Raw genomic sequence first — 12,455 nt, forward strand, 5'->3', positions numbered from 1 at the left:
AATCCTGCTTTTTACTAAAATATCAAAAAAATTCCTGAAAAAACAAATAACGGAAATCTAAACCTGAAAAATTGTAGATCGCAAACTTTGAGACACAAAAAAAGACTGCCCCTTTTGAGACAGCCTCTTTCTTTTTTATAGATCGATATACTATTCATAAAAATCACGAGAAAATCTATAAGCCGGATTTTGTTCTTCCGAAGAAGTGCCTGTTATTTATCTGCGTCTTACATTGCTGCAAAACTTGAGCTGATTACCCCTCGGCTTTCAGGACGAGCCGCCCCTATTTCCATTACTGAAAAGAACCGATATACTTATCATTGCACCGCAAAGAGTTTACCTGGTTTCACTACAGCCGAACTGTACCTGCTTTCTGTTGCACTTGTCCTACCCTCACGGGTGACGGATGTTATCCGCTTTGCTGCTCTATGGTGTCCGGACTTTCCTACCCCTGCCGAAACAGGAATCAACAAGCCGATTTTCTCGCGGTTGCAAAGATACGCGATAATTTCGACAATTGAGAATTTGGAAACAGGTCAGTTTGAAATCTTAAAATGCAGTGTTTTTTCAAATTAAGAAATTATACCGTCACATATCAACAAATTACTGCATTATTATTATCTTCGTGCCATTATATATCTATGACTTCCAGAGAAAAAGAATTTGCGCAGCTTATTAAGGATAATCAGGGCCTGATTATTAAAGTTTCGCGTTTGTATACCAATTCTCTTGAAGATGAAGAAGATCTGTTTCAGGAGATCGTCCTCCAGCTTTGGAGAAGTTACGATTCTTTTAAAGGAAATTCTAAAATTTCTACGTGGATGTACCGCGTAGCCCTTAATACAGCCATTACTCTTTTTAGAAAAAAAAGCAAAAGCCTTCTTACGAATGAGCTGGATATCAACCACAGGGATTTTGTAGAGGACGATGACGAAAAGCAGCAGCAGATCTCACTTCTGTACACAGTGATCAAAACACTTCCCAATGTAGAAAGAGCCATTGTAATGATGTATCTTGATGACCTGCCTTATAAGGATATTGCGGAAAATCTCGGAATTACCGAAGTTAATGCACGCGTGAAAATGAACAGATTAAAGAAAACCCTTAAAGAACAGATGCAAAAATATGCCTGATTTTGATTTAGACAGTTTTAAAAAAACCTGGCAAGAGCAGCCTGTTCAGCCTAAATATGACAGCAGTGAAATTCTTCAGATGCTGAACAGAAAATCACGCAATTATGTGAAGTATATTTTCTGGATCAGTGTGGCAGAATTCTTATTCTTTTCCGTTCTGGGATTATTCTATTTCTTTCAGGGCGAGGAATCGGATAGCTTCCGTAAGATCTTAGAAAAGCTGGGTGCTCAGAAAGCCCCTGAAATAGAGACTAATTTTGATCATGCTTATTTAGCGATAAAAATTTTAAGTCTTTTAATCACTGCCTACTTTGTCCTGAAGTTTTATCAGAATTACCGTAAAATAAAGATCGAAGAAAATCTCAAAGACCTTATTATACGGATCATGAAGTTCAAGAAAACCGTTAATGCTTTTATCCTTATCAGTATTGCGCTTCTGGTAGCTTTTACATTTGTATTCACTGCGTTTATTTTCTATGTATTGAATTCCCAGAATGTACGGCCGGATAATTCCAACCTGATTATCGTTATTATCGGAATTATTGTAAGTACAGTATTATGCGTCCTGCTAATCTGGCTCTACTACAGACTTGTGTACGGAATTATCATCAGAAAACTGGACAAAAATCTAAAACAGCTTAAAGACATAGAATCTCAGGAAAATTAGCATACAACAGGCATCATTTCAAGATTTTTCATTAATTTTACTTCCACCAAATCTTAAACTATGCCATTATCTTACGTCTATGGAGCCTCCGCCATTCCATTATTGGGACAAACCATCGGAGGAAATCTAAAAAAGACTGTTGAAAAATACTCCAACCAGGAAGCTTTAGTCTGCGTTCACCAGAATTACAGAGCAACCTATCAGGAATTTTATAATCAGACCACTGCTGTTGCCAAAGCTTTAATTTTCTTAGGAGCTAAAACTGGAGACCGGATTGGCATCTGGTCCTCGAACCGCTACGAATGGGTTCTGCTACAATATGCTACAGCCCGGATAGGAACTATACTGGTCAATATCAATCCTGCCTACAGAACACACGAGCTCACCTATGTGATCAACCAATCCGGAATCCGGTTTATGTTTTCTTCCTTAAACTTTAAAACAAGTAATTATAAGGAAATGGTAGAATATGCCAAGGAGGTTTGCCCCAGTCTGGAACATGAAATATTTTTTGATGATAACTGGGAAGATTTTCTGAACAACGGACAGGATATTTCAGATGATACACTTCACAGCTTTGAAGAGCATGTACAGTTTGATGATCCCGTGAATATTCAGTATACTTCCGGAACGACAGGCTTCCCAAAAGGTGTTACCCTTTCCCATCACAATATTTTAAATAACGGATATTTTATCGGCATCCGTTTAAAATACTCAGAAAAAGACCGTGTCTGTATTCCTGTTCCTTTCTATCATTGCTTTGGAATGGTGATCGGGAATATATGCTGTACAACTCATGGTGCATGTATGGTGATCCCTAATGACAGCTTTGATCCTGAAATCACTTTAAAAACAGTTTCTGAAGAAAAATGTACCTCTTTATATGGAGTTCCAACAATGTTTATTGCAGAACTGGCCGTTAAGGACTTTGATACCTATGATTTTTCAAACTTAAGAACCGGTGTCATGGCAGGATCTGTTTGCCCTCCTGAAATCATGAAAAAGGTGGAAAGCCTGATGAATATTAAAGAGATGAGTATCTGTTACGGAATGACGGAAACGTCCCCTGTTTCTACACAGACATTGATAGGAACGCCATTGGAAAAACAGGTCAGTACTGTAGGAACCGTGCAGGACCATCTTGAAATAAAGATTATTGATGAAAACGGAAAAACCGTAGTGCGTGGTGAACATGGTGAACTCTGCACCAGAGGCTATTCTGTGATGCTGAAATACTGGAATGATCCGGAAAACACCAAAAAAGTACTGGATGATGCCCGATGGATGCACACCGGTGATATGGCTGTCATGGATGATGACGGCTATATTACGATCTCCGGAAGAATAAAGGACCTGATTATTCGTGGCGGTGAAAACATTTCGCCTAAAGAGGTTGAAGATTTCCTATACACCTATCCAAACATACTGGATGTACAGATTATTGGGGTTCCGAGTGAGAAATTCGGCGAGGAAGTGATGGCCTGGGTAAAAGTGAGAAAAGGATTTGAGGTATCGGAAACCGAGCTTTTAGAATACTGCCAGGGAAGAATTGCTCATTATAAAGTTCCTAAATACTGGAAATTTGTAGATGAATTTCCAATGACAATATCCGGAAAAATAAGGAAGGTGGAAATGCGGGAGATTTCTATAAAAGAGCTTGAACTGGGTGCACTGAAGCAGCATTCTTAAGAAAATGTTTTTATTTTTTAACACAAAGTTTTATTGTAATACTTTTAATTTAAGAAGGGCAAAGTATTACCGGCTGCGCCGTAGATTAAGCGATGTAGATAAGATGACTGCTTAGTCAGATCAATACAATTGATCCCTCTTAGCTTACCTAAAATATACAATATTACAATAAAACTTTGCGTTAAATATATTTCGCAGACCGAGCATATTTTCACCTTAAAAACAAAAAAGCCCGGAAAAACCGGGCTTTACATATCTATAGACAACTTATTAAAGTTCTTTTCTTAATCTTGCTACCGGAATATTGAGCTGTTCACGGTATTTGGCGATCGTTCTTCTGGCAATATTATAGCCCTGCTCTTTCAGCATCACTACCAGCGCATCATCTGTAAGGGGTTTTCTTTTGTTCTCTTTTCCGATTACTTCCTGGAGGTGAGTCTTAATCTCTTTCGTAGAGACTTCTTCGCCGTCATCATTGGTCAGACTGTCAGAGAAAAGATCTTTCAGATAAACGATTCCGTTCGAAGTGTCGGCATATTTACTTTTTACCACCCTTGAAATGGTGGAAATATCAAATCCGGTAATATCAGCAATGTCTTTCAGGATCATTGGCTTCAGTGATTTTTCGTCACCTGTAATAAAATAATCCTTCTGAAATTTAACGATAGCTGTGATGGTCTGCAACAGGGTGTTCTGACGCTGGTTAATGGCATCTATATACCATTTTGCAGCATCTAGTTTCTGCTTGATAAACAAAGCCGCCTGCTTATGTTCAGAAGAGTTTTTATCGTGAGAATACGTGGTCAGGATATCCTTATATTCTTCGGAAACTCTCAGAGTCGGGGCATTTTTACTGTTAAGCATCGGAATTACGATTCCGTCTTTCACCTGGATCACAAAATCCGGGATAATTTCCTGGTTGATGGTGATCGTCTGCGTATCAAAATTCCCTCCTACTTTTGGTGAAAGTTTAGAGATCTCGTCTAAAGCATCTTTAAGATCATCTTCTTCTATATCATACTTCTGGATGATCTTGTTGTAATGCTTATTGGTAAGAGCATCAAACTGGTATCTTAAAATATTGGCAGCCAAGGAAACCGCTTTATCAGAGCTTACTTTTTTCTCGATCTGAAGCAGCAGACATTCCTGAAGACCTCTTGCTCCCACTCCTGGCGGATCAAGCTTCTGGATATAATTTTCGAGGATATCCTCAACTTTTTCCTTGGTGGTATAAATTCCCTGCGAGAAAGCAAGGTCATCTACAATAGCTTTGATCTCTCTTCTTAAATATCCATCGGTATCTAGATTTCCAATCACATATTCAGCGATTTTCTCGTCTTCTTCATTGATATTGACCAAGTGGATCTGCTCCAGCAGATAGTCGTACAAGGACTGTCCTTCGGTAAGAAGACTTTCATTATCGAATTCTTCATCGTCCGGAGAATAGTTGCTTGATGCCGTTTTATAGCTAGGTTCGTCATCGTAGATATACTCGTTGACGTCAAAATCTGTTTGAATACTTTCTGTTCCTTCATCCTGATAAGCATCTTCAAGAGAAGAATAGTCATCTTCTTTAGGATCTTCCTTTACAATTTCCAAAGCAGGATTCTCCTCTAGCTCTCTTTCCAGCTCCTCTTCAAATTCCAGTGTATGAAGCTGAATAAGCTTCATCAACTGAATCTGCTGAGGTGCCAGCTTCTGTCCTAATTTGAGTTGTAAGTGTTGTTTAAGCATATTAGTCTTTGTGTTTTAACATAACATATCTACGAATTTAATAAATTAATTCGACAAAAAACAAATTTAGCATGATTTTTGCATTAAGTTATTAACATAATAAACTATTAGAAAATAAAAAAAGCCTTAATTTTTACATTAAGGCTTTTTTATTGATCTAGAATTCAGCGCTTTTCGGTGTTCTAGGGAAAGGAATCACATCTCTGATATTGGTCATTCCCGTTACAAAAAGAACCAGTCTTTCCAATCCTAAACCAAAACCTGCATGCGGTACAGAACCAAATTTCCGGGTATCCATGTACCACCAAAGCTCGTGCTCATCTACATGCATATCTGCCATTTTCTGTTTCAGTACATCCAGTCTTGCTTCTCTTTCCGACCCTCCGATGATCTCCCCGATACCCGGGAAAAGAACGTCCATTGCTGCAACGGTCTTATTGTCATCGTTCAGCTTCATATAGAAGGCTTTGATTTCTTTCGGATAGTCGAACAATACTACCGGGCTTTCAAAGTGTTTCTCAACCAGGAATCTTTCGTGTTCAGACTGAAGATCCGTTCCCCAGCTTTCAACCGGATACTGGAACTTTCCTTTTTTATTTTCTTTTGAGTTCATCAGGATCTCAATGGCTTCCGTATAGCTTACACGCTTGAAACGTTTAGCTATAACATTCTGAAGTTTTTCAATAAGTCCTTCTTTTGCTCTGTCTTTTTCCGGCTTTCCTTTCTGCTCTTCTTCAAAACGTTTGTCCAGGAATTCAAGATCATCTTTACAGTTATCAAGAACATACTGGATCACATATTTTAGAAAATCTTCCGCAAGGTCGATGTTGTCTTCAAGGTTGTTAAAGGCTACTTCCGGCTCTATCATCCAGAATTCCGCAAGGTGTCTTGTCGTATTTGAATTTTCGGCACGGAACGTTGGTCCGAATGTATAAATCCTGCCCAATCCCATTGCTGCAGTTTCCCCTTCAAGCTGTCCGGAAACCGTCAGGTTGGTTTTTTTTCCGAAGAAATCCTGGGCAAAATCAATTTCACCGTCTTCAGTTCTTGGGATATTGTTCAGGTCAAAGTTGGTTACCCCAAACATTTCTCCCGCTCCTTCTGCATCTGCTCCTGTAATGATCGGCGTGTTGATATAGAAAAACTGGTTTTTGTTAAAGAATGAATGCACGGCAAAACTAACCGCATGGCGCACTCTGAAAACAGCTCCGAATAAATTCGTTCTGAATCTCAAATGGGCCTGGTCTCTCAGAACTTCCAGAGAGTGCTTTTTAGGCTGAAGAATCGTTTTATCTCTGTCTTCTGTAAAGTTATCTCCTAAAATAATAATTTTTTTAGCCACAATCTCTACACTCTGTCCGGCTCCCTGACTTTCTACAACTTCACCTACTACTTTTAATGAAGCAGCTGTACTGATTTTACTGATTACTTCTTCATCGAAATTTTCGAAATCAACAACAATCTGCAAATTATTAATCGTAGAACCATCATTTAGCGCTATAAAGCGATTGGCGCGGAATGTTCTTACCCAACCGTAAACCGTAATGTCATGATGTAATACTTTCTTGTAATCCTGTAGGATTTCTTTAATCGTCTGCTTTTTCATTTGTTGATTATAAATTTTCTTATAAAATTAACGTCTGCAAAGTTACAAAAAAACAGCGCAACTTCATGATTACGCTGTATTTTTAAAAAATCATTTATCAAAATATTGAATCTAAAACTATGCTATGGATATTATTTAGGCACTGATCTACTTTAATGAACCGATTAACTATTTATTAAGTCTTTTATCCATATGTTTGTAACTACACATGATATATTTATTGTCCTTTTATAATTAATTTTTGATTTTATTAGAGCTTTAAATGGCAGATTAAAGTATATTAGTATCAAAAATAATCTTTGATAGTATAATTATTCAGATGATCACCATATACCGTAAAACAGCTTTAATCGAAGGACTTTCATATCTGATTCTGCTCTTCATTGCCATGCCCTTAAAGTACTTTTTTAATATACCGGAAGGGGTAAAATATTTTGGATGGATCCATGGAATTTTATTTCTTGTATTTCTGATAGCCCTTCTGCTATCCGCAATAAAATACCGATGGAGTTTAAAACGAATCATATTGTATCTGATAGGTTCAGTACTTCCATTTGTACCATTTATACTGGATAAAAAACTCAAAGAAGAATATTCATAAAAAACGGATTGGCTATTTCCTATTTTTATATTTTATCAGTCACAATCATTTGTAATCAAATTGAATAACAGTTTTCAGACACTGAATGCTCATATAATTTATGGCCATTATTTTGGAATGTAAAAGCATCAGGAAGCTGCCCTATAGTTTACCGGAATGCCAAAAGCCAATAAAACCGCGCTACCGTTCTGCCTTTAAACTCCCTCCAACTCCGCTGTTTCCTCACCTGTGTTCTAATTGAAGAATACTGTTTTCTTCCGTTCTTTTCCGTTTCGTATTCTCCAGGCATGGTAGGAACTTGGTACATCATATTGCCATTTGGGAAGCAGTAAAATGATCAGTATAACATCGATATGGGATACAAATCCTAACCCGACTGTAAGGTAGAATGCCCAGCCTGTTTGTTGAAATCCTATTAAATAGGTAAAGGCAATCAGCAGGCTTAAGCCCCACATTTTTGATAAAAAAGCGTGAGTACAGGTTTCTTTACCGAATTTCCAGATACTGACTATATAACAAAGTGCTTCCATAATTATGATCAAAAGAACGCCCCGCCATTCATTTTTAATGAGTTCAGGACTCAAAAGGTAGGCTGCAAATCCCAATGAAAGCCAGAAGACCAAATCGGTCTGGCTGTCCATTCTTCTTAACTTTTCTGAGGAAACACCAACCTTTCGGGCAATAATCCCATCGAAAATATCTGTCAGTAAACCGAAATACATGAGGGATACAATTAAAAACCCTGATTCCATGCCTTTTAAAAAAGCTAATAACAGGATAACCGGAGCTAAGATAAATCGGGTTGCAATGAGTAAGTATGGCAGTTTTTTCATAATTTTTTATTTTTAAAATTCCAATTGATTAAGGGAAATTTTCTCTTTTCATTGGTATTCCAAAAACCAATCTGTATTCCTCTTGAATCTTTACAGACATTGATTAAAGCAATCTGAACACCTCTGCATTTTTGACTTACATTCGCAAGCGTAGAAACAGCTAAGCCTTTTGTTGTGTGATGAAAATTGTACAGCGGTGAAACGGCCACTCCATTGGTAACCGAAGGTGCACTGATATTACTGGATAAACTTAATTCCAGACCGTTGGTAACAGTAGACTCCATATTGACAATAGAAAGCTGCATTCCGTTGATCTTATTCATTTTATCGGGTAAAGGTTCCGAATCAATATCATTAATTTCCCAATTATCAATGGATGCAATATTGACAAGAAACAATACGGGAAAGAAAATTCCCAACCCATTAAACCCTAATCCGACTCCGTTCACTTTCTTAGGTTGTATATCCTGGTCAATTTCATCATAATATTTAATGAGCATTCCATTAACATTTTTAGTTTCTTTGGAAGGCGAAAAAGCAATAAGCCTGGGTCTGTCCAATACAGTATTTAAACTATCCTGGGCGCTGATAACACTTCCTGTAAAAAGGCTGACGATGATCAAAAATTTTATTTTCATAACGCATTGTTTTAAAATTATCCTTCAAAATTATCTGTGAAAAACATCAATCCGAATGCGAAAAAAAATTAAAATAAAGAAGTACATTTGTGAAAATCACAAAAGCATGTATCAGGAACTTTTACTTAAGGAAATACGCAGAAAAATAGGCGATAAATCTTTGAATGATGAGATTGCCAATATTCTTAATATAAGTTATGATGCATCGCACAGAAGAACCTCTCTGAAAGCAAAATTCAGTTTTGAAGAAGCTTTGGAACTGGCCAGATATTATCAGATTTCCCTTAATCAATTTATCACTTCAGACCAGCAGATTGTGGTTCAGAAAACTTCAGTGGTGAACGAAACAGAAGATCTGCAGTCTTTTTTCCAGAATAATCTCAGCATTTTTGAAAATCTTCCGCTTACTGATGAGATGACTATTTATTATTCTGCGAAGGATATTCCGTTTTTTTATACACTTTCAGACACTTTGCTTTCCCGTTTCAAAATTTATGTCTGGATGAATCTGCTTAATGCCAAACAGGTTTTCATTCCATTTCTGCAGTTTTCTCCACCCTATTATGAATCGAACACCCAGGAACTGAAGAAAAAATATGAGACACAAAATATAGTGGAACTGTGGAATGACAGAACCATTTCCAGTATTTTGCAACAGATCCTGTTTTATTATGAGACCGGACTTTTACAAAAAAATGAAGGTGAAATTATCCTGAAAGAACTTAAGGAACTTATAGAATATATTGAACGAAAAACAGAGAACAATCCAAAATTTCACCTGTATGAAAATGAACTGATGCATCTTTCTAATGACATTTTTTTTCATCATCCAAAACAGTCACTTTTTGCCATACCTGTCAATATGTTCGGGTATATTCTGATCAACGATGCTAAAACCTGCAGTGAAGCAATAAATTATTTTGAGCATCAGATTAAAAATTCGAAGTCTCTGAACACTTCCGGAAATCGCGATAGAAAAATATTTTTCAATAAAATGTATGACCAGATTGAAAATTTAAAACAAAAACTATAGCATGAAAAACCTTCATAATGGTGAATTTTTCGGGAAAACGAATGAAACCCTGCGTTTTGATGGACTGACCATCACGGATACGGAGTATACCCATTCGTACGTTGACTGGCATTATCATGAAAATGCTTATTTCACCTTTCTCCTGCAGGGAAATATGACGGAAGGAAACAAAAAGGAAACTTATGACTGTCCAGCCGGGACATTGCTTTATCACCATTGGGAAGATGCTCATTACAACATCAAACCCGATATTTTTACGAGAGGATTTCATCTTGAACTTACCGAAGACTGGTTTGAAAAGTTTCAGATCCCAAAAGATTCTCTTGAAGGAAGTTTTAATTTGAAAGACCCTGATTTAAAACTGTTAATGTACCGGATCTTCAAGGAAACAAAAGTTAATGATCCATCATTCGAGCTATCTGTTCATGAGCTTTTACTTCATATATTCAGCCGATTAACCGTGACGGGCCGGGGTTCTGACAGAAAGCCTGGATGGGTCAATAAGATCGATGAGATGCTTCATGAAAGCTTCACGGAAAAACTGAGTCTTACAGAGCTTTCAAAAAGTCTGGAGGTTCATCCTGCCCATTTGAGCAGGGATTTCCGGAAGCATTTTCACTGCACTTTGGGAGCTTACATCAAAAAACTGAAGATCAATAAATCTATTGATCTTCTTAGTACTCATCAGTCTTTAACTGAAGTAGCCCATGAATGTGGTTTTGCAGATCAAAGTCATTTCATCAGGCTGTTCAAAGAAAATACGGGAATTACTCCTTTGCAATACAAAAATCTATTAAAGAAATAAAGATGTTAATTTCATTCTATTTTCTTTGAAAGCCTATTTATATTTTTGTTCAGATAAAATATTAAAATGAAATCTATCCTGCTGTTTGTTCTTCTTGGTTCAGGGCTTTATTTAGGCCAGCACAAAAATATTACAGATCCTGATGCCATTATAAATCCTCTCCATAAAAAATACATCAGCAAAGTTGTTTTCCTGGATAAAACGGTTGCTTTAGATCAGTTAAAAGAATCTGATCTTCTTAGGACCACCCTATTCCAGGAAGATAAAGATCTTGACATCCGTATTTTTATGGGCAATTCGCTGGTCAATTATCTCCATCAGATGGAACCATCATTATCCCCTGATGAATTACTGAAAAAAGGAAATTATCAATTCAGTTTCTACGTTGACGGAAAATTAATTTATACTGAAAATTTGAATACCGGAGCAGGAATACCGGATGACAAAAAGAAGAAAACTACATTAAGAATTCCTTTACTGAGCTCAAAAAATGAAGATGCATGGGGTAGGTATATGTGGATGAGATTTTATCTTGCCAATGACGGTATCGATGCGCTGGAAGAGGGAAATCATCTTTTAAGAATTGAAATCAAACCTTATTTGAAAACTTCGGCCTTAAAGGCAGGAAATACCATTGCAGCCGGGGAAATTCATTTAACTGTCCCTCACAAAAACATTCCGGAGAAGCAGATTGCCGTCCAAAAAATACACCCCAACAGTGGATGGACAGTGTCTGATGAAAAGCTGAATAAAGAAAGAATCCAGCTTTTAAATAGAAAAATTGCAGAAAACAGATTCCGGGACATTACCAGTATCGTGGTTCTCAAAAATGAGAAACTTCTTCTGGAAGAATATTTCAGCAATTCCGGAAGAGATTCCCTTCAGGATACACGTTCTGTCGGTAAGTCTTTCGCTTCAGCTTTGATGGGAATTGCCATGAAAGACGGGTATTTTAAAAGTGAAAACCAGATGCTGAAAGAATTTTATGATCTGAAACAGTTCAAAAATTATTCGCCCCGAAAAGACAGTATTACCCTTAAAAGTCTTCTGACAATGAGCTCCGGATTTGATGGAGACGATGCGGACGAAAACTCTCCCGGAAATGAGGAAAATATGTATCCTACAGAGAATTGGGTAAAATTCGCACTGGATTTACCTATTACAGGAAACAAACCGGGGGAAAAATGGAGTTATTTTACGGCAGGTGTTGTCGTAACAGGAGATATCTTAGATAAAAAAGTTCCCAAAGGTCTGCAGAACTACGCTGAAAAGAAGTTGTTTCAACCGCTTGGAATCATACATTATAAATGGCAGCTGACTCCACAGCAGAAGCCTTCTCTCGCTGGCGGTCTGCGGATGAGAGCGCTGGATTTTGCAAAATTCGGGCAGCTTTATAAAAATAATGGTTTGTGGAATGGACAGAAGCTTATTGACAGAAGCTGGATAAAGAAATCCTTCAGTAATTATTTCATGAATGATAAGGATTTTGAGGGATACGGATATCTGTTCTGGAGGAAGGTTTATAAAGTGGGAACCCAAAATTTCGAAGCTTATCAGTCCAGTGGAAACGGCGGAAATAAAATTATTATTTTTACAGAAATACCTGTTGTGATGGTTATTACAGCTAAAGCTTATAACAAACCTTACGCCCATTCGCAGGTTGATAAAATTGTACAGGATTATGTATTACCCGCAATTATGAATAATGAGTGATGA

General features: G+C 37.3%; 11 protein-coding genes and 1 other RNA gene. 7 read left to right on the forward strand and 5 right to left on the reverse strand.

Annotated features, from left to right (window positions below; all coding sequences use genetic code 11):
* Positions 1 to 162: 162 nt before the first annotated feature.
* An RNA gene (gene rnpB / locus J4Q03_RS00005) (RNase P RNA component class A) lies at positions 163 to 486 on the reverse strand.
* A 155-nt stretch (positions 487 to 641) separates the two neighbouring features.
* Here rnpB and J4Q03_RS00010 point away from each other — a divergent pair.
* From J4Q03_RS00010 to J4Q03_RS00020, 3 genes are read left to right on the forward strand one after another with little or no spacing between them, the layout of a single operon-like run.
* Positions 642 to 1,133: an RNA polymerase sigma factor gene (locus J4Q03_RS00010; RefSeq protein ID WP_034706592.1), complete on the forward strand. Its 492-nt coding sequence runs from the start codon at positions 642 to 644 to the stop codon at positions 1,131 to 1,133.
* Positions 1,126 to 1,800 carry a beta-carotene 15,15'-monooxygenase gene (locus J4Q03_RS00015; protein ID WP_426046216.1) on the forward strand — a complete coding sequence of 225 codons (675 nt, stop codon included), beginning with the start codon at positions 1,126 to 1,128 and terminating at the stop codon, positions 1,798 to 1,800. Before J4Q03_RS00010 ends, J4Q03_RS00015 begins: the two co-directional genes overlap by 8 nt.
* Before the next feature lie 60 nt (positions 1,801 to 1,860).
* Entirely contained in the window at positions 1,861 to 3,489 is a 1,629-nt protein-coding gene (locus J4Q03_RS00020; RefSeq protein ID WP_426046217.1) for an AMP-binding protein, read from the forward strand.
* A 270-nt stretch (positions 3,490 to 3,759) separates the two neighbouring features.
* Here the strand turns inward: J4Q03_RS00020 and rpoN are convergent, their stop codons facing one another.
* Both rpoN and asnS read right to left on the reverse strand, forming a co-directional pair.
* Positions 3,760 to 5,223, reverse strand: coding sequence for an RNA polymerase factor sigma-54 (rpoN, locus tag J4Q03_RS00025; RefSeq protein WP_426046218.1), 1,464 nt, complete (start codon positions 5,221 to 5,223; stop codon positions 3,760 to 3,762).
* Between the two features lie 157 nt (positions 5,224 to 5,380).
* Positions 5,381 to 6,829 carry an asparagine--tRNA ligase gene (asnS, locus tag J4Q03_RS00030; protein WP_426046219.1) on the reverse strand — a complete coding sequence of 483 codons (1,449 nt, stop codon included), beginning with the start codon at positions 6,827 to 6,829 and terminating at the stop codon, positions 5,381 to 5,383.
* Between the two features lie 319 nt (positions 6,830 to 7,148).
* On the opposite strand from asnS, the gene J4Q03_RS00035 reads away from it, so the two are divergent.
* Complete coding sequence (locus tag J4Q03_RS00035) at positions 7,149 to 7,430, forward strand: DUF3817 domain-containing protein (protein WP_426046220.1); 282 nt, start codon at positions 7,149 to 7,151, stop codon at positions 7,428 to 7,430.
* A 233-nt stretch (positions 7,431 to 7,663) separates the two neighbouring features.
* Here the strand turns inward: J4Q03_RS00035 and J4Q03_RS00040 are convergent, their stop codons facing one another.
* Together J4Q03_RS00040 and J4Q03_RS00045 are read right to left on the reverse strand one after the other, a co-directional pair.
* Positions 7,664 to 8,263, reverse strand: coding sequence for a CDP-alcohol phosphatidyltransferase family protein (locus J4Q03_RS00040; RefSeq protein WP_426046221.1), 600 nt, complete (start codon positions 8,261 to 8,263; stop codon positions 7,664 to 7,666).
* Positions 8,260 to 8,901 (reverse strand): LA_2272 family surface repeat-containing protein, encoded by a 642-nt coding sequence (locus J4Q03_RS00045; protein WP_426046222.1) that lies wholly within the window; start codon positions 8,899 to 8,901, stop codon positions 8,260 to 8,262. The genes J4Q03_RS00040 and J4Q03_RS00045 overlap by 4 nt, the downstream gene beginning before the upstream one ends.
* 55 nt (positions 8,902 to 8,956) lie before the next feature.
* Between J4Q03_RS00045 and J4Q03_RS00050 the strand changes: the two genes are divergently transcribed.
* The 3 genes from J4Q03_RS00050 (at position 8,957) to J4Q03_RS00060 (ending at position 12,452) form a co-directional block, all read left to right on the forward strand.
* On the forward strand, positions 8,957 to 9,934 hold the full coding sequence (locus J4Q03_RS00050) for an XRE family transcriptional regulator (protein ID WP_426046223.1): 978 nt from the start codon (positions 8,957 to 8,959) through the stop codon (positions 9,932 to 9,934).
* 1 nt (position 9,935) lies between these two features.
* Positions 9,936 to 10,739: a helix-turn-helix transcriptional regulator gene (locus J4Q03_RS00055; RefSeq protein WP_426046224.1), complete on the forward strand. Its 804-nt coding sequence runs from the start codon at positions 9,936 to 9,938 to the stop codon at positions 10,737 to 10,739.
* A gap of 66 nt (positions 10,740 to 10,805) precedes the next feature.
* On the forward strand, positions 10,806 to 12,452 hold the full coding sequence (locus J4Q03_RS00060) for a serine hydrolase domain-containing protein (RefSeq protein WP_426046225.1): 1,647 nt from the start codon (positions 10,806 to 10,808) through the stop codon (positions 12,450 to 12,452).
* Positions 12,453 to 12,455 lie beyond the last annotated feature (3 nt).

This window comes from Chryseobacterium sp. NFX27 (genome assembly GCF_049887855.1).
Lineage (GTDB): Bacteria > Bacteroidota > Bacteroidia > Flavobacteriales > Weeksellaceae > Chryseobacterium.